This window comes from Syntrophomonas sp. DTU019 (assembly GCA_913757435.1).
In the GTDB taxonomy this organism is placed as follows: Bacteria; Bacillota; Syntrophomonadia; order Syntrophomonadales; family Syntrophomonadaceae; genus DTU019.
Window position 1 is genome coordinate 290,718 of sequence record CAJYDM010000003.1, and the last position, 17,962, is coordinate 308,679.

Consider the following 17,962-nt stretch of genomic DNA (forward strand, 5'->3'; position numbering starts at 1 on the left):
TTATGACGGGAAATTGGTTTTGTGAAGAGAACACCCCTGGTTATTCGGTGCAATGGCGTATGCTGCAGTTGCTCCATCAGGAGACTACTCCCTTTCAAAAACTGATGATAGCAGATTTGGCAGAATGGGGCCGCACCCTGATCCTGGACGGAGCAGTGCAATATACCGAGAAGGATGAATTCATCTATCACGAGATGATGGCCCACGTACCGCTGATGAGCCACCCCAACCCGAAAGAGGTATTGATCATCGGAGGCGGTGACGGAGGTACTCTTCGCGAAGTGCTGAAACATCGCCAGGTTACCGGAGTGGATATGGTGGAGATCGACCGCCGCGTGGTTGAGCTAAGTCAAACCTTCCTGCCTGGAGTTGCCCAGGGTTTCAGCGACGATCGTGTGAAACTGTATATAGACGATGGCATCAAATTCGCCCGTGAAACAGATAAAAAATACGATATCATCCTGGTCGATTCCTCCGATCCGGTAGGACCGGCCATTCAGCTGTACAGCCAGGCATTCTATAAGGACCTCTACCAGGCCCTTAATGAAGACGGCATGTTGGTAGCACAATCCGAATCACCACTGTTCTATCCGCAGATATTCGATACCGTGGTCAGTAATCTAAGTGGCATATTTCCGCTCACCCGGGTGTATTTAGCGGTTGTGCCCACATATGTGAGCGGCTTCTGGTCATTCACTGCGGCCAGCAAATGTTACGATCCGCTGCAATTATCAGATGACAGTGATAATATCGATGGTTTAAAATACTATAATAGAAAGATTCACCAGGCGGCATTTGCTCTGCCGCAGTTCATACGGGAACGACTGGGTTAGTCTGGAAGCAAGATGCTAAGGCTTGCTTAAGGCGAGCAGTACGGAAGGACGGCACGCCCTGGGAATTGAATCTTGTTGTGCAAGGTGTTTTTTGGCGGTTATTCCGTAAGAAACACCTGTGTTTTTTAGCATCGTATGCCGAGCAGCTGTCTCGGTATTCAGGTTATACAGACGGAGGTTGGAAAGTGGAAAACTACGTTGCCCGTCAGGCTAGGCCGCCAATATTCAAGCTGGCGCCATATGTACCAGGCAAACCGATCGAAGAAGTGCAACGGGAGTTGGGGTTAACAGATGTGATAAAAATGGCCTCCAATGAGAATCCTCTCGGACCTTCTCCTATGGCCAAGGATGCTATCAGCCAACACCTGGATGATATGCATATTTACCCTGACAGTAATTACTTCGAGCTGAGAAAAAAGCTGGCGGCTAAGTTGAATCTGACTTCCGATTGTATCGTGACTGGCAACGGTTCTGATGAGGTCTTGAAGATGCTGGCTGAAGCCTTCATCAACAGCGGCGAGGAGGTTATAGTGCCTCGCCCCACTTTTTCCGAATACGAGTTTGTGGCTACCATAATGGGGGCAAGTTGTATTAAAGTTCCACTTCAGGGTAATGACTATGACCTTGACTCCATGCTGGAGCGTGTTACTTCGAGGACCAAAGCGGTCTTTATCTGCAATCCCAATAATCCCACCGGAACCATGGTACGGGAGGAGGACCTGAGAGCATTCAGCCGCCGCCTTCCTGATGAGGTCTTGCTAGTGGTCGATGAGGCTTACGGAGAGTATGTGCAGAGTGCTGATTTTGTCAGCGCGCAAACCCTTTTATGTGAAAGGCCGCAGACCATTGTGCTCAGGACCTTTTCCAAACTGTATGGCCTGGCCGCACTTCGCCTAGGCTATGGTATAAGCAGTCCGGAGGTCATCGCAGCCCTGGAACGGGTCAGAGAACCTTTCAATGTAAACAGCCTGGCCCAATATGCCGGCATGGCAGCACTTGATGATGTGGAGCATATAGCCCAGAGCCTGGAGAACAACCGGGCCGGCAAGGCCTTTCTGTATGAGAAACTGAATGCACTGGGCTTGAAGTATGCCCCTAGCGAAGCCAATTTTATCTTTGTTGATGTAGACCGGGATGCAGGCGAGGTTTTTCGGGGCATGCTAAATAAAGGTGTTATTATACGCAATTGCCAAAGTTTTGGCTGTGCTACCGCAATACGAGTGACCATCGGCACCCCCGAGCAAAACCAGCGTTTTATCAATGCTTTACAGTCGGTCTTGCAGGAAACTGAGGGATAATAATTTTATGGTGTTTTTCAACAAGCATTACACTGAAGCCGGAGTGGCAGTTCAACTGCAGGCGGTAATAATCGATGCCTTAAAAGATATCACTGGGCCCCCGGTCATACTGTGCATCGGCTCAGACCGCCATGTTCTGGATTGTTTCGGGCCTCTTACCGGATCCATGCTAAATAAAGCGGGGATTGCAGTGCCGGTATACGGAGACCTGGACCATCCCCTGCATGCCTCTAACATTCCACGCGAGCTGCGCCTCATCCAAGAGGCCCATCATGATCGCTTTGAGATCGCTATCGACGCTTCGGTGGGTACAGAGGTTGAAATCGGCACTATTAAGGTACGGCGCGGCTCATTGCTGCCCGCCAAAGCAGTAGGCAAACGCCTGCCTGCTGTAGGCGAGCTAGCCATTACCGGAGTAGTAGGGGTAAGACATAACCAGCGTACCGCCAGACCGATTACCTACGGTTCGCTGGCCCATGTATATCATATGGCCTGTCTGGTCAGCCAGGCCTTGCTCCATTGGGACTCCACCAGAAGCGGGAACCAGTGGAGGTAATTGTTATTTACACGAAAAGTTGACCTGTGTTATCATTCATTTGAATCAATACCCGTCCCAAGCTCAGTATTGTAGGCAATGTCTCTCCATCGCTAAGGGGTGGAGGCTTTTTTGTATTAGACCTATGGGGTAAGGAGGATTAGCATGAAAAGACTTATGATAGGCAATGCAGCTATTGCCAGGGGAGCGTTTGAAGCCGGAGCTACTGTGGCTGCTGCTTATCCTGGTACACCTAGCACCGAGATCGTTTCCAATTTTGCAGAGTTTCCCGGAGTATATGCGGAATGGGCCCCAAATGAAAAAGTAGCCATGGAAGTAGGCGCTGGAGCCTCCATCGGCGGAGCCAGAACACTGGTGGCCATGAAGCACGTTGGGGTCAATGTAGCCGCTGATCCTTTATATACCTTTTCCTATACCGGAGTAAACGGCGGATTGGTTTTGGTATCTGCCGATGACCCCGGCATGCATTCTTCTCAGAATGAGCAGGACAACCGTGGCTACGGTATCTTCGCCAAGATGCCGGTGATTGAACCTTCTGACAGTCAGGAAGCTCTGGACTTCTGCAAACTGGCATTTGATATCAGTGAAGCGTATGACACCCCGGTCATGTTCAGAATTACCACCCGTCTGGCGCATTCACAGACCCTGGTGGAAACCGGTGAAGATCCCCAGCCCAGGGAATTACCCTTGTATAAGAAAAATGCTCCCAAATTCGTCATGCTGCCCGGATTTGCTAAAACCCGCCATGTGGAAGTGGAGAAAAATCTGTTGCGCCTGAAAGAGTACGCTGAGGAAACCCCCTTGAACCGCATTGAGTGGGGAGACAGAGAGATGGGCATCATCACCAGCGGGATATGCTATCAATATGTCAAGGAAGTGCTGCCTCAGGTTTCTATCCTTAAGTTGGGATTGGTAAACCCCTTGCCGGAACAGTTGATTCGTTCTTTCGCAGCCGGGGTCAAGAGGCTGATCGTAATTGAAGAATTGGAACCGGTAATAGAGACCTTTGTGAAGACACTGGGGCTGGCAGTGGAGGGCAAATCACTGTTTTCGCTAATAGGCGAGTACAGCCCGGAATTGATTGAAGAGAAACTGTTGGGAATTGAATCTGCCGCACAGTTCGGGCTGAGCACTCAGGTGCCGGGTAGGCCTCCGGTGATGTGTGCCGGGTGTCCGCACCGGGGGGTGTTCTATACTCTCAAAAAGATGAAACTGGCGGTAATGGGGGACATCGGCTGCTACACCCTGGGAGCTATCGCACCGCTTGAAGGTATGGACTCCTGTGTATGCATGGGGGCTAGTATCGGCACAGCGTTGGGCATGGAAAAAGCCCGTGGGCTTGATTTTGCTGACAAAGTAGTGGCGGTGATTGGGGACTCCACTTTCGTGCATTCCGGCATTACCGCTCTGGTAGATGTGGTGTATAACCAGGGCACTTCGACGGTATTGATACTGGACAATGATACCACCGCCATGACCGGGCACCAGGATCACCCCGCCACTGGGCTGACCATACGCCAGGAGCCCACCGCACGCCTGGATCTGGAAGCCCTGGTGAGAGCAATCGGAGTGAAACATGTTCAAGTGGTGGATCCTCTCAATCTGGAACAACTGCAGGATGCACTGCAGACCGAATTGCAACGGCGCGAACCTTCGGTGATAATATGCAAGCGGCCTTGTGTGCTCATTCCCCACGAGCCCGCCAGTCAGAAATATTACATCGATCAGGATATCTGCAATGGTTGCTCAGTGTGCATCAGGCTCGGTTGCACTGGACTGGTCTATTTGGATTCGCCGGTGAAATCAGAGCGCAAGGCTGTTATAAATGAGAACTCCTGCGTAAACTGTGGTCTCTGCGCACAAGTTTGCAAGTTTGATGCCATCAAGGTAGTGGAGGGATAAACATGGATAAGCAAAAGGTAACTAATGTTCTCATCGTCGGAGTGGGCGGTCAGGGCACCCTTTTAACCAGTCGGATTCTGGCCGATGTTGCCGTTCAGATGGGATTTGATGTCAAGGTATCAGAAATACACGGTATGGCTCAACGGGGCGGCAGCGTGGTTTCTGAAGTGCGCTACGGGGACAAGGTTTATTCACCCATTATCAAAAAAGGCGATGCTGACATTCTGTTGGCTTTTGAAAAGATCGAGGCGGCCCGCTGGCTGGACTATCTGAAGCCCGGGGGCAGAGTAATAATAAACAATGAGCAGATCGACCCTCTTCCAGTGATGAGCGGCAAGGTCAAATATCCCGATGATATCGTCGAGCGCATTCAAGCCCTGGTGCCTGACACCTTGGTAGTTGACGCCACCAGTACCGCACTTGCCTGCGGCAATGTTAAAGCCGCCAATGTGGTTTTACTAGGGGTCTTGACTGCGGCTGTTCATCTGCCCATCAATGAGCTCGAAAAAGCCATCCGACATATTGTTCCGGCCAAGGCCCTGGAAGTTAATCTGCAGGCCTTTAAGGCCGGATTGGAACTGTATTCAGCATAGTGCCTGGTGATATATTGTGAAGCATTGAAAGTGCAAGCAGGGATACAAGAACTGACCCTGCTTGCACCTGGCTGTTTTGAAGAGTATTCAACGGTTAGAGATTGAAGAACCAGCGATAAAACCAGTTTGACATTATGAAAGTCAGTAAAATTGTGACCCAGGTCCAAAACCACGACCACCGTATATATGTAATCAGGTTGGTGTGCTTTTCCAAAACGACCTCAAATGCGGTAATAGCCGAGGTGTAAACGGCATAATAGGCAAACTGCCACAAATAGCTGGTCCCAAATGGATAATATAAGTTGAATAAAACACAAATTGCAGGGTATATGAAAAATTCGAAAGTGAAGCTGGTGTTGGTAGCCTTGGGAAAAAAACGCAGTGGATATTCGATCAGACCGTACTGCACCACCAGTACGCCGAAATACCAAGTAATCGTCTGTTTGACGAAAAAAACCACCAGGGCTTCGCGAATCCTGCTAAATGGCACAAAAACTAAAAGCAGGATGACTAATAATACCCAGGATGATATCTCAATGACTTTTTCTTTCGACATTAATAAAAATCCTTAAATGTAAATTTAATCCGATGCATCAGTTCACAGTACCTTAGCATACATGCAAAACACTCCTGTCCTTATTCTTTCCGCAAAAACTCAGAAATTTACATATGTCGAAACATTGCTTATTATTGCTACTAACGAACCGCCTTTGTAAGTTGCTTTATTATCTGATTTATCTGCGGTATTATATTTCTATATTTTATGCATTCTGGAGACATTGCCGAATGCTGATTGCTGAAGTTTGAAGGGGAGAGCATAACATGTGTCTTATCTTATTTGGCTGGGACTGTCATCCGCTATATAAACTGGTTCTGGCATCCAATCGCGATGAATTTTATAAACGCCCTACGGCCCCTGCAGGGGTCTGGGAGGATTTTCCCGATATAGTGGCAGGAAGGGACCTGCAGAAAGGCGGTACCTGGCTGGGGGTCAATCGGCAAGGCAGTTTTGCCGCTATAACCAACTACCGTGATCCATTTAACCACGTAGACAATGCTCCTTCTCGGGGCATCCTGGTGCAGAACTATCTCACCGGTGAACTCTCGCCGCAGCACTATTTGGAGGCAATTGAAGCAACCGGCCTTGACTACAACGGTTTTAATCTGTTGCTGGGCAATTATCGCGAACTGTTCTATTATTCCAATCGGGAGAGGCAAATTCGCGAGGTTGAACCAGGAGTACATGGTTTGAGCAATAGTCTGCTCGATGTTCCTTGGCCCAAAGTTAGCAAAGGCACTGCTGCTTTTAGTAAAGCCCTGCATCCAGCTGATATAGACGTGGAACAGTTGTTTGAGATCATGGCCGACCAGGAATATCCTGAGGATCAAGACCTGCCTGACACCGGAGTCGGTTTGGAATTGGAACGCATGCTAGGCCCGATGTTCGTGTGCAGTGAGAAATATAATTATGGCACCAGGGTTACTACCATCTTACTAATCGACCGCAAGCAGCGTATGCGTTTTTGGGAACGCAGTTTTGAACCCTTAAAGGTCGACCAATGGGAACAGGCATCTTGCGAAATATTGCCCCCTGAGGCCAAGTTGCGGCTCAGCGATCTGCCTAATATTGGTAAGAACATGGAAAAACGCCTGGCCTCCATCGGGGTTGAAGATATATCTGCATTGCTAAAGATGGGAAGCAAGGAGGCCTTTGTCAGGCTGCGCAAACAAGAGGGGGACACCTGATACAACACGCTTTGCAGCCTGGAAGGCGCTATTCAAGGTATTCGTTGGCACGATCTCAATAGCGAGTATAAACAAGATTTGAAGACATTCTACGACAGCATAAAATAGGGCAGTTGTTTTCCAAGGCCCCGGGGCAAACCCCGGGGCCTTTGTAATTTGTAATATTTTGTCCGGGTGAGGAGCACCCTGTGAATATAGAATAACGCGGCGTTTGATGTTCTGACCAGAGTGCGATGGCACGGTAAGGCATTGGTTGTTGCATTCACACTATTCACAAGGAGGAGTCGATTTTGTCAGACCTAATATGATGGTTCTGCCGGAACAGATTGAGGCTATGGGTGGCTATGTGCTGGCTACCTACTATTTGCAGACTGCAAGAGAAGTGGATATTGTTAAAAAGATCGCTTCAATTGCTATCGAACAAACCACCGGCACCTGGGTGGCGGTGCCAGAAAGACCCTGAGGGTGAGGAGAAATATGTTGCCAAGGTAGTGGGATTTACGAGGTGCCTGGCAATGAATATGAGGTGCCGAAATGGCAGGATACACGCGAGTGGGTGTTCCAACTGGCTTTCCCGGCAGTAAATTTCGGCCCGCAGATCCCCATGCTATTGTCCACCATAATCGGCAACATTTCATGATCGGCCCGCTAAAACTTTGGATATCAAGTTTCCTGCAGATTTTCTGGCACAGTTTAAAGGTCCTAAATTCGGGTAGCAGGGTTCGCGAACTTCTGGGGTTTATGACCGGCCGCTATTAAACAACATGATCAAGCCCTGTACCGGATACACCCCTGAAGTGGGATGCCGACTGTTTTCCAGAGCGGTCGAAGGAGGGGTGGATATTATTAAAGATGATGAACTGATTGCCGATCCGCCTTTCAATCCCCGTCAACAGCGCATCAAATTATATATGGAGGCTATTCGGCAGCATTATGAAGCGACCGGGCACAAGGTTTTGTACACCCCTAACATTACGGACAATGCCTTGAAGGTTCTAGACAATGCTAAAAGAGCTATCGACGCAGGGGCTAATGCCATCATGATAAACTACCTCACAGTTGGCATTTCCGCCATGCAAGACCTGGCAGAAAATCCTGAAATCAACATCCCCATAATGGCCCATCTTGACTTTGCCGGAACCATGTATGAATCGCCGGTATCGGGGATGAGTTCCTATCTCATTCTGGGCAAACTGGCCCGACTGGCCGGAGCCGATATGGTGGTATTCCCCAGCCCCTTCGGCAAATTCCCGCTCTTGAGGGAACGTTATCTGCAAATCGGACACCATTTGGAAAACCCCTGGTGCCACATCAAACCGGTATTCCCCATGCCGGGCGGCGGAGTCATGCCCAACTGCGTTCATGCCATCTATCGCGATCTGGGAGCTGACAGCATCATAGGCTGCGGCGGCGCTATCCACGGCCATCCCATGGGGCCAGTCGCAGGGGCCCGGGCTATGCGCCAGGTGATCGATGCCGCAGTGGCAGGGATTTCTCTGGTGGAAGCAGGCAAACAGCATCCCGAATTGCAAGCTGCCATAGATGCCTGGGGCCTCATGGAAGAGGAAGAGGCTGGCATCTTTGATATAAAAGGTTAAGGAGGAAAGTCTGTAATGGCAAAACAATATTCCCGCGAAGAGGTAAAAGCACGTTTGAAAGCAGTGACTGATGCTGGCAAGCCCATCATCATAGCCGGTGCCGGCACAGGTATTTCTGGCAAATTTAGTGAACAGGGCGGAGTGGACCTGATCGGGATCTACAATTCCGGATTATTCCGCATGGACGGCAAAGGCTCTTTGGCAGGCCTTATGCCCTATGGAGATGCCAACCAAATAGTAATCGATTTGGCCCACCGGGTATTTCCGGTGATTAAAGAGACCCCCATGATAGCAGGCATTTGCGGAACCGATCCCACTAGAGAGATGCGCCCTTACTTGACCCATCTGCAGCATCTGGGTTTTTCGGCCATAATGAATTTCCCCACCGTAGGCCTGATTGACGGCCGATTCCGCCAGGAACTGGAAGACACCGGTATGGGATATGGGGTGGAGATAGAAACTCTCAAGATCGGTAAGGAATTGGGTTTGTTTACCCTGGGATACGCTTTTAATGTCGAGGAGGCACGCCTGGTAGGGCAAGCCGGACTGGATGTGCTGATTTGCCATATGGGTTTGACGGCCGGAGGTTCGATCGGCTCCAAGTATGCTGAAAATAAACTCACCCTGGAGAGGTCGGCTGATTTGATTAATGAAATGACCAAAGCAGCCCGGCAAGGCTATAAAGAGATAATGATTTTCTCCCATGGTGGTCCCATTGCCTATCCGGAAGATACTCGCTATATCTACGAACACACTGACTCCATCGGATTTTTGGGGGCATCCAGCATTGAACGCATTCCCATTGAAGTGCCGTTGAAACAAGCCTGTCAGGAGTTCAAGAATATACCAATTAAAAAGCAGTAAACCGTGCAGCACTGAGAGCTGGGTCGATCCAGCTCTCAGCTGGCTACAATACCGCATTAGAAAACGGGGTATGTGTTATTAAAAAAGATTCGTCGCTCAGCGTGGATACTGTGCTATCCATACGAGAATATGACTCTGCCACAAATGACAGCGTCGGTATTGTAATCGACGTGATCAGGGCTAGCAGCACTATGGTCACACTGCTTGACCAGGGTTGCCAGAGAGTGTACACCCTGGCCGCACCGGACGCCACCAGGAAGCTGGCAAAAGAACGAGGCATGCTAACCAGCGGCGAATGGCAGGGAATAAAACTGAAAGGGTTTGATATGGAGAACTCCCCTGCGGAAGTGTTGTGTCATCCGGTGCGAAACCGAGAAGTTGCGCTCTGTACCAGCAACGGCACTCGGGTGATCGAGACTGCCCGGGGATGCCTGGAGTTATTCATCGGCTGCCTCCTAAACGCCCGGGCTTGCGTAAGTGCCGCCATTATCACCGCACAAGCGGCTCAATGCGAGATCACAATTGTCTGTGCCGGTCAATATGGACGCTTTGTACTCGATGACGCTTACTGCGCGGGATATCTGTTGATGGAAATGGAGAAAGCAGCGGCCGAATCAGGATTTGTTTTACGATTCTCAGATGCTTCCAAGGCGGCTCGAAAACTGGTCGAGGCTTACCCTGATGCCCGGACGGCTTTTAAAGAATCGGCCAGCGGGCAGCGTCTGCTGGAGATAGGCGGTAATGAAGATTTTGAATACTGTCTGCAAACCAACCTGTCAGCGGCGGTGCCGCAAATGAAAGTGGAGCAAAATCTGATTTGGTTTGATGATTGGAACCAATGACAATCATGAAAAGGAGAGCGATAACTTGGCTAATGCACAGATTATAGTGGCCGGAATACTGGACACCAAAGGAGAAGAGATCAAATTCCTGGCGGAGCGGGTAAGAGCGGCCGGAGGGAAGGCTACAGTGCTTGAACTGAGCGTCGGGCATGAGGTCGGCTGGGCTGATATCAGCCTCAGTGAAGTAGTCAAAAGGGAAGGTAAAAAGATAGAGGACATCTTCGCCCTGGACCGGAAATTAGCTTCTGACCTGGTGGCCAGTGGCGCTATCAAACTGGTCAAGGAAATGTTTCAGGACGGCGCAGTAGATGGAATCATCGCTTATGGCGGTTCCATGGGGGCCAGCATCGCCACCCGGATTATGCAGGCTTTGCCGATAGGAGTTCCAAAAATAATGCTGACCACTATGGCCTCAGGGGACGTGGCACCATATGTGGGCACCAGTGATATTTGTATGATATATCCTATAGCGGAAGCCGGACTTAATAAAGTAACCCGGCAAATACTCAACAATGCCGCCGGGGCTGTTGTTGGCATGGCATCCGCACCTGAAATGGAAGGCATCCAGGACAAACCGCTGATCGGATGTATGATGTTTGGAGTCACCACCCCCTGTGTACTGAGAGCTTCATCCATAATCGAAAAGGATGGCTATGATGTCATAATCAACCATGCCGTTGGGAGCGGAGGACGTTCCATGGAAGATTTGATTCGGGATGGCTATATAACCGGCATGCTGGACATCACTACCCATGAGATCGGTGATGAGATGCTGGGAGGGGTCTTAGGAGCCGGGCCGCACCGCATGACGGCTGCAGGTGAGATGGGTATTCCCCAGGTAGTGGCACCCGGTGGTCTGGATTTGATCAACTTCGGACCTAAAAGCACTGTGCCGGAAAGGTTGCTCAAAGAGACTGATCAGCCGGGAAGAGGATTGTATGAACATAATCCCACTGTTACCTGTATTGGGGTATCAATGGATGAAGTCTATAGAATCGGGGAGCATATGGCCGACAAGCTGAATGCCGCCAGGGGGCCCAGTGTACTCTGCGTGCCCATGCGGGGTTGGGGGGCCTGCGATCTGGCCAGCCCGGACATTGAACTCGGTTGGGCGGGACCCGGAGCCGGGCCGGTTTGGGCGGCAGACAGCCAGAATCCCGAATGGTCACGGCGCTCAGTGGAATATGTAAAAGCCCTCAAGGCGAAAATCGATGCTAACAAAGACAATCTCGAAGTGATTCTGGTGGATAAACACATGAATGACCCGGTATTTGCCGACTTGATGGCGGGTCTTTTATTAGAAATGCTGAATGGCACCTGGCGTAAAGGCAGCAAATCCGATTTACAGTATATAATACCGTTTTGATCGTGCTTTCTAGGAGGATTGGTGTATTGGCGGTACAATATTTGCGCAATGAAGTAGTACAGCGGCTGAGGGATGAATCCAATCGAGGCCGGTCTTTGCTTATGTTCGGAGCCGGAACCGGATTAACTGCCAAATGCGCTGATCTGGGTGGCGCTGACCTGGTGGCAGTTTATTCCACGGCTAAATGCCGAATGATGGGATTGCCCACCTTACTTGCCTGGATGCCCTATGATGACTGTAATGACCGGGTTAGAGAAATGGCCCTGGAGATCCTTCCAGTGGTCAAGGAGGCACCGTGCATTGCAGGCATTGGTGCCCACAACCCGGCTATCAAGCTGGAGAACATCATTGATGAAATGCTGATGCTAGGCTTTTCTGGGATCACCAACGAGCCTTTTGCGGGGCTGTACGGAGTACAATTCGCCCGGCAATTAGAGGACGCCGGGATCGGTTTCAGCCGCGAGGTGGAATTGATAAAGACCGCACATCAGATGGATGTGTTCACCGTTGCCTGGGCTTTCAATGAAACCGAAGCCGGCATTATGGCAGAAGCTGGCGCTGATGTGATCGGAGCCATCGTGGGGGTAACCAGCGGTGGTCTTACCGGGGCCAAAGAGGTATTGACATTGGAGTCGGCCACCTCTGAAGTTCAGAAAATGTGTGCTGCCGCTCGCAGCGTAAACCCGGAGGTTTTAGTTTTGACCCATGGCGGTCCTTTTGCCGATGTGGATACGGCACAGTATTCCATTGTAAATTCTGACGCTGATGGATATGCCTCCGGATCAAGCGGGGAGCGTACCCCAACCGAAAATGCGGTTATAGCTATAACCAGGGAATATAAAAATATTTCTAAAACCGCGCCTTGAAATCAATCACGATGACTGCGACTACCTGATAGATATGTGACAGTAAAAAAGGCGGGACGAAGGATCAACTCCTCCTGTCCCGCCCTGACGTTAGATTTAGTTGCCGCCTGGTGCCTGAGGAACGTTCATAGTGGTTATGGTGGTGCCAGCAGGTATTTCAAACAGGCTGTTGTCCTGAGGGCCGATTTGATAATTCTTGTATTCAATCACTATTGGACCTTCAGAGGTAGTCTGCTCTATTCTTACCGGCATGCCGATGTCCTTGCGCAACCACATTTTAGTGGTATCGGTGCCTTCTGTAGTGGTTACTACCAGACAGTCGTGGCCGTCCTTTTTCTCTTCTCCGACTACGTTGAATTTCGAAATATCACCGCTCTCATCAGCCCACTCATTGGGAAGTTCCGCAGCATTCTGCGGGGAGGTTATTTTCATGGCGGTTTTGGCATCAGGGTTGTACATATATACCTCTCCCTGGGCATTGGTGATAGTAATCATCTTCATTCCCATGGTTTCCATTTCCATTCTCACTTTTTCATCGCTGATGTACATCTTGCCAGAGGTGTTCAGCGACTGTCCCTGACCGCTTATGGTCATTACCATGTCGAATGACATATGTTTGGCCTGGCTGGCCGATTTCATAAGGTCACTAAGCCTGTTGTCGACGTTCTGTTGTTGCTGGGCTGGAGGTGTCTGTGACGCTGCCGGGGTGCCCTCTTCCTTGTTGCCGGCACAACCTGCCAGGCTGCTCAGCATCAAGGTTAATACCAACGCTGCTACGATCCATCTCTTCATCAATACTGCCCCTTTCTTTACATAAATTTTCCTCACCTGTTTGCAGAGTAACAATAATGCCTCAAGCTGTCAAACCCTGTTTATCAGGTAATCATACCGTTTTTCTACAAAAATACAAATCCGCCCGCGGTAACTAATACCGGGGCGGATGACAGGGTCAGTATGATTTAGGGTTATCTTTAAATAATAAAAGACTACTACGTCGAGGAGCAGGGAGATTTATTCGCCTTTATCTACTTTAAGATATCCTTGGCTCGGGAACAGGTTTTCATATGGCCTCTTTCAATACCATCACAAAAGGGCATGGATTTTGATTGACCGCAGCGGCATAAGGCGAACGGTTCCTGACGGGGAATGGTCTTGCCGTTATCGTCTATCAAGTCGGCATGGCCGGCAATAATTATGGGACCCTGATTCAAAATCTGAATGCGCGTATCTGCCATTTCATAACCTCCTGCAATTGCTATTTTATCTTTCCCATAGCAGGCTTGCCGCATGCATGAAGTCACTATGGCAGCAGTTATGAATATGGATTTAAAGGACTCATTAGGGCCAAAAAGGCTGAAAAATGGCCTCAAATAGACGTTACCATGTGAGAATGCTGATAAAATCGGCACATCCAGGCTAAGCCTATTTGTCTAATTAATTGTAAATCCGCTATTATAACATAGGAATATCCAAAATAGAACATCAAAGACCAACAAAATCGGCCATTCTCAAGCTAAATTCCGGACAGACTTGCCGGAAGCGGGGGAACCAATATTGGGGTGAATCCAGTTTATCTGGTAGGGCCACCCACAGCCCGAATCCGTCAGCTAACCTCGCCAGCGTTTTCAGGGGGAGAATGGGGAATTGAATTCCTTCTTAATTAAAAGCCTGCATAATTCTCAATTGAAGGTGTTTCCCTTTTTCCTAAATTACTTCGGTGATATTAATTGGTTCGAATGGTCACCTTATTAATGAACGACCGGTTGCATTATGCATACGGGCTATATTTCTTTGCTATTAAGCGAGAAATGAAGGAAGGGATGTAATGGAAAAAATCAAAGTTCAAAATCTAACCAAGATCTACGGCCATAATACGGATAAAGCACTGCAAATGGTGCATAATGGCTCAAGCAACCAGGAAATACGGGAAAAGACCAAACAGGTGGTCGGGGTCAGAGATGCTTCTTTTGCCGTAGAGCAGGGTGAATGTTTCGTAATTATGGGTCTTTCAGGCAGTGGCAAATCGAGTTTGCTGCGCTGCATAAACCGTCTTATTAAGGCGACAGAGGGACAGATATTAATAGATGGTGAGGATGTCAACCAAATGTCATCGCAGCGCTTGGAGAAGCTTCGCCAAGAGAAAATGGCTATGGTCTTTCAGCGCTTCGCTTTACTGCCTCACCGGACGATTTTAGATAATATCGCTTATGGCCTGGAAGTACAGGGCGTACAACGCCCGGTACGATTGGAAAAAGCCAGTCAGGCCTTAGAATTGGTCGGGTTAAAGGGATGGGAAGATTCTTATCCCGACAGTCTGAGCGGCGGTATGCAGCAGCGGGTGGGTATTGCCCGGGCTTTAGCCACCGATCCTGATATTCTGCTTATGGATGAACCATTTAGCGCCCTGGACCCTCTGATCAGGCAGGATATGCAGGATGAACTTTTGGATATCCAACAAAAGCTGCAAAAAACCATTTTATTTGTCACTCATGATCTGGACGAAGCCTTGAAAGTTGGGGACCGTATAGCCTTGATGAAAGATGCCCGAATAGTGCAGATAGGCAATCCCGAAGAGATACTGCTTTCACCAGCCAGTGATTATGTGGCTCGTTTTGTGGAAAATGTCAATCGTTCACGGGCCTTGACAGCCTCAGCAGTGATGGTCAAACCCCGCGCGGTGGCCCATCCCAAAGACGGTCCTTTAACCGCCCTGACCTTTATGGAAAGACACGGTTTATCCACTATATTTGTAACCGACCGTAGCGGACGATTGCAGGGATATGTACAGGCTGAAGACGCCTCGGATCTGGTTGATAAGGGCATCAGAGAGTTGGATGGTATAATTCAGCATGACATGCCTACTGCCGCACCAGATACTATGCTGGCTGACATTCTGGATACTCTGGCTTACTGCAAGGTGCCTGTTGCGGTTATTGATGAGCAAAGCAAATTAAAAGGTGTACTGGTGCGAGGTTCCGTAATCGCAGGCCTGGCCGGTGAGAGGAGAGGAAGTCATGAATAGTATTCCTAGATTACCGCTAGCCCGATGGACCGACCAAAGCATCGATTTCCTGCAGGGACATTGGGGTGCCTCCACACAGGCCTTCTCCGAGCAATTGGAAAGCTTTATTAAAGGGCTGCAGCTGATTCTAATCAGTATCCCGCCGGAGCTGTTTATTCTCGTTATGGTACTCCTGGCCTGGTGGCTAACCGGCGGTAAAATGGCCATATTCTCATTGATTGGTTTGTTTTTCATTTACAATGTGCAGTTATGGGCAGTCACTATGGAGACCTTAGCTATGGTGATAGCAGCTGTTCTATTGTGTGCCGTGATAGGGATTCCATTAGGCATTCTATCTGCAAAAAGCATTACTGCTCATCGAATTATTGCCCCGGTTTTGGATTTCATGCAGACACTGCCAGCTTTTGTTTACTTATTGCCGGCTATTCCCTTTTTCGGGTTAGGCGTGGTTCCGGGGGTTCTTACTACTATAATTTTTGCCATGCCCCCGGTGATAAGACTCACCGACCTTGGCCTTAGACAGGTTCCAGAAGAATTAATCGAACTGGGTAAATCGTTTGGCTCCACCTTTTTTCAGATGCTGTTTAAGATTGAATTGCCTCTGGCCCGAGCGACAATACTAGCAGGGATCAACCAATGTATTATGCTGTCACTGTCCATGGTGGTCATCGCTGCTATGATAGGCGCCAAAGGCTTAGGTGGTGTGGTCTGGAGAGCCATACAGACGCTTAAATTCGGAATGGGGTTTGAAGCAGGAGTGGCTATCGTGGTGATTGCCATTATCCTGGATAGGATAACTCAGAATCTAGGAAAGAATAAATAGGAAAGGGGAAATTGATTTGTTGATGAAACGAAGGATGGCATTACTGTTGGTCGTGGTTATGATGGCTGCTTTCGCAGTGGGAGGGTGTTCTAACAATACTGCTAATCCCCCTGCAGGGGATCAGAGTGTGAAGGAGCAGTTTAAGGGCAAGATTATAGGTATCGATCCCGGGGCTGGACTCATGCAGGCTACCGACAAAGCTGTTGAACAGTATGGTCTGGATTACGAGGTTGTTGAAGGAAGCGACGCCACTATGGCGGCTGCCTTGAAGCAAGCCATTGATAATAAGGAATGGGTGATCGTAACCGGATGGACTCCACATTGGAAATTTGCCCGCTGGGACCTGAAATTCTTGGAAGACCCCAAGAAAGTATATGGTGAGGCGGAAACTATCAATACCATAGTGCGCAAAGGCCTCAAAGCCGACATGCCTGAAGTGTACGAGGTTTGTGATGCTTTCAAATGGGACGGCAAACAGATCGGTTCCGCCATGGCATTAGCTGAAGATTTGGGCGATGATAAGGCTGCTGCCCGCAAGTGGGTGCAGGAAAACCAGGAATTGGTGAACAGCTGGCTGCCTGAAGGATATGATGCCTCCCAGACTACCACTAACTTTGACAAAGGACAGGTGGAGCTGCTCTATGTGGAATGGGCCTGTGCTAGGGCAGAAACCCATGTAATGGCCGATGTGCTGCAGAATATTATGGGGTATCAAGTGGAAATGACTCCGGTAGGGGCGGGAGCCATGTATGAAGGCCTGGCTGCCGGTGAAGGTGATGCCATATTTACCGCCTGGCTGCCCATTACTCATGGTGATTACATGGCAGCGGTCAAAGACAAGGTGGAAGATCTGGGGCCCAGCTTTGAAGATGCCCGTATCGGGTTAGTAGTACCTAGCTATGTGACTATCAATTCTATTGAAGAACTGATGAAATAAGCACATCAAACAGCGTAGATCCCCGCACCGGCGGGGATCTTTTTTAGGTGTACCGGCGTATGCGCTGTACAATGTGTGTGAAGGCACCCGGTGCGGGTTAATAAGGCTAAAGCACACAGGGCATTGGTATGTTTTTTATTTGGCATTCTTGATAGTCTGGTCGAATTGGTTTATCTTGTATTCCAGTTTGCTGTTCTTTAAATTGGCCCTGATTTCATCCATTTTTTCTTCAGGCCTCGCACCCCGGTTACCATAGAGCTCATCAACCAACATCATGATATCCTCAACAATGTTGTTGTATTTCGGATCCGTAATACTATTTATTTCATCACTGTGGTCAAATGAACTATGTACCTGAAGGTTCACCCAGGCTGCATCGATTTCAGCACCGAGCTTCTTGAATTCTTCATTTGAGTAGTCCTTGTTTATATCTTCCCTTAGCAGGGGTTTGGTCTGTTCCCATAAAGCAGTAACATGCTCTTTATAGGTGCTGTTATCTTCCTTACTGCTCCTATCAAAGCTAATCCTGGCAGAGACTTCTGTATCAGCTTTCTTTACAGGGGCACTGGTCTGTTTGTTCTCAACCGGAGTTTCGCTTTTGCCACAAGATGAAGCCATCATAACGATGATTAACATAATTAAAATTGAGAACGCTTTTTTCACCGCTTCTATACCTCCAACTCTTCTTTAATCTCATAACTGACTGTATCGTATTA

Annotated in this window: 18 protein-coding genes, 2 pseudogenes and 1 riboswitch; of the genes and pseudogenes, 16 read left to right on the forward strand and 4 right to left on the reverse strand. The window is 49.1% G+C overall.

All coding sequences use genetic code 11. The features are described 5' to 3' along the window. The first annotated feature begins 2 nt into the window (after positions 1-2). From speE to AC15IQ_RS10325, 5 genes are all read left to right on the forward strand, one after another. A complete protein-coding gene (gene speE / locus AC15IQ_RS10305) occupies positions 3-833 on the forward strand; it encodes a polyamine aminopropyltransferase (RefSeq protein ID WP_483178968.1) in 831 nt (276 codons plus the stop codon). 185 nt (positions 834-1,018) lie between these two features. Next, positions 1,019-2,131 (forward strand): histidinol-phosphate transaminase, encoded by a 1,113-nt coding sequence (hisC, locus tag AC15IQ_RS10310; protein WP_483178969.1) that lies wholly within the window; start codon positions 1,019-1,021, stop codon positions 2,129-2,131. Positions 2,132-2,138: 7 nt separating this feature from the next. Beyond that, positions 2,139-2,687, forward strand: a complete 549-nt coding sequence (yyaC, locus tag AC15IQ_RS10315) for a spore protease YyaC (protein WP_483178971.1) — start codon at positions 2,139-2,141, stop codon at positions 2,685-2,687. A gap of 144 nt (positions 2,688-2,831) precedes the next feature. Then, complete coding sequence (gene iorA / locus AC15IQ_RS10320) at positions 2,832-4,589, forward strand: indolepyruvate ferredoxin oxidoreductase subunit alpha (protein WP_483178972.1); 1,758 nt, start codon at positions 2,832-2,834, stop codon at positions 4,587-4,589. 2 nt (positions 4,590-4,591) lie between these two features. Continuing rightward, positions 4,592-5,182: an indolepyruvate oxidoreductase subunit beta gene (locus AC15IQ_RS10325; protein ID WP_483178973.1), complete on the forward strand. Its 591-nt coding sequence runs from the start codon at positions 4,592-4,594 to the stop codon at positions 5,180-5,182. A 94-nt stretch (positions 5,183-5,276) separates the two neighbouring features. Here AC15IQ_RS10325 and AC15IQ_RS10330 read toward each other — a convergent pair whose 3' ends face one another. Further along, positions 5,277-5,738, reverse strand: coding sequence for a CBO0543 family protein (locus tag AC15IQ_RS10330; protein WP_483178974.1), 462 nt, complete (start codon positions 5,736-5,738; stop codon positions 5,277-5,279). 266 nt (positions 5,739-6,004) lie between these two features. Between AC15IQ_RS10330 and AC15IQ_RS10335 the strand changes: the two are divergent. From AC15IQ_RS10335 to AC15IQ_RS10370, 8 genes and pseudogenes are all read left to right on the forward strand, one after another. Then, positions 6,005-7,036: pseudogene (locus AC15IQ_RS10335) on the forward strand (NRDE family protein). A gap of 196 nt (positions 7,037-7,232) precedes the next feature. Further along, entirely contained in the window at positions 7,233-7,391 is a 159-nt protein-coding gene (locus AC15IQ_RS10340) for a hypothetical protein (protein WP_483178976.1), read from the forward strand. Positions 7,392-7,433: 42 nt separating this feature from the next. After that, positions 7,434-7,568 carry a hypothetical protein gene (locus tag AC15IQ_RS10345; protein WP_483178977.1) on the forward strand — a complete coding sequence of 45 codons (135 nt, stop codon included), beginning with the start codon at positions 7,434-7,436 and terminating at the stop codon, positions 7,566-7,568. Between the two features lie 109 nt (positions 7,569-7,677). Continuing rightward, positions 7,678-8,526 (forward strand): annotated as a pseudogene (locus tag AC15IQ_RS10350) (RuBisCO large subunit C-terminal-like domain-containing protein); the annotation flags it as partial. A 15-nt stretch (positions 8,527-8,541) separates the two neighbouring features. Then, complete coding sequence (locus AC15IQ_RS10355) at positions 8,542-9,390, forward strand: phosphoenolpyruvate hydrolase family protein (RefSeq protein ID WP_483178978.1); 849 nt, start codon at positions 8,542-8,544, stop codon at positions 9,388-9,390. 101 nt (positions 9,391-9,491) lie between these two features. After that, entirely contained in the window at positions 9,492-10,232 is a 741-nt protein-coding gene (locus tag AC15IQ_RS10360; protein WP_483178979.1) for a 2-phosphosulfolactate phosphatase, read from the forward strand. Continuing rightward, entirely contained in the window at positions 10,216-11,598 is a 1,383-nt protein-coding gene (locus tag AC15IQ_RS10365; protein ID WP_483178981.1) for a Tm-1-like ATP-binding domain-containing protein, read from the forward strand. Before AC15IQ_RS10360 ends, AC15IQ_RS10365 begins: the two co-directional genes overlap by 17 nt. Positions 11,599-11,624: 26 nt before the next feature. Continuing rightward, the gene (locus tag AC15IQ_RS10370; protein WP_483178983.1) at positions 11,625-12,464 is read left to right on the forward strand and encodes a phosphoenolpyruvate hydrolase family protein; all 840 of its coding nucleotides are present in this window, start codon (positions 11,625-11,627) and stop codon (positions 12,462-12,464) included. A 96-nt stretch (positions 12,465-12,560) separates the two neighbouring features. On the opposite strand, the gene AC15IQ_RS10375 is transcribed toward AC15IQ_RS10370, so the two are convergent. Then, positions 12,561-13,256 (reverse strand): LolA family protein, encoded by a 696-nt coding sequence (locus tag AC15IQ_RS10375; protein ID WP_483178984.1) that lies wholly within the window; start codon positions 13,254-13,256, stop codon positions 12,561-12,563. 233 nt (positions 13,257-13,489) lie between these two features. Continuing rightward, positions 13,490-13,699, reverse strand: a complete 210-nt coding sequence (locus AC15IQ_RS10380) for a CDGSH iron-sulfur domain-containing protein (RefSeq protein ID WP_483178985.1) — start codon at positions 13,697-13,699, stop codon at positions 13,490-13,492. A gap of 266 nt (positions 13,700-13,965) precedes the next feature. Next, positions 13,966-14,101, forward strand: a riboswitch (cyclic di-AMP (ydaO/yuaA leader). 188 nt (positions 14,102-14,289) lie between these two features. Between AC15IQ_RS10380 and AC15IQ_RS10385 the strand changes: the two genes are divergently transcribed. Genes AC15IQ_RS10385 through AC15IQ_RS10395 form a run of 3 tightly spaced genes read left to right on the forward strand, consistent with a single transcriptional unit; the run spans position 14,290 to position 17,246 of the window. Next, positions 14,290-15,486, forward strand: a complete 1,197-nt coding sequence (locus AC15IQ_RS10385; protein WP_483178987.1) for a quaternary amine ABC transporter ATP-binding protein — start codon at positions 14,290-14,292, stop codon at positions 15,484-15,486. Further along, positions 15,479-16,309, forward strand: a complete 831-nt coding sequence (locus tag AC15IQ_RS10390) for an ABC transporter permease (protein ID WP_483178989.1) — start codon at positions 15,479-15,481, stop codon at positions 16,307-16,309. The genes AC15IQ_RS10385 and AC15IQ_RS10390 overlap by 8 nt, the downstream gene beginning before the upstream one ends. Positions 16,310-16,331: 22 nt before the next feature. Then, complete coding sequence (locus AC15IQ_RS10395) at positions 16,332-17,246, forward strand: glycine betaine ABC transporter substrate-binding protein (RefSeq protein WP_483178990.1); 915 nt, start codon at positions 16,332-16,334, stop codon at positions 17,244-17,246. Between the two features lie 135 nt (positions 17,247-17,381). On the opposite strand, the gene AC15IQ_RS10400 is transcribed toward AC15IQ_RS10395, so the two are convergent. After that, positions 17,382-17,909: a hypothetical protein gene (locus AC15IQ_RS10400; protein WP_483178991.1), complete on the reverse strand. Its 528-nt coding sequence runs from the start codon at positions 17,907-17,909 to the stop codon at positions 17,382-17,384. Positions 17,910-17,962 lie beyond the last annotated feature (53 nt).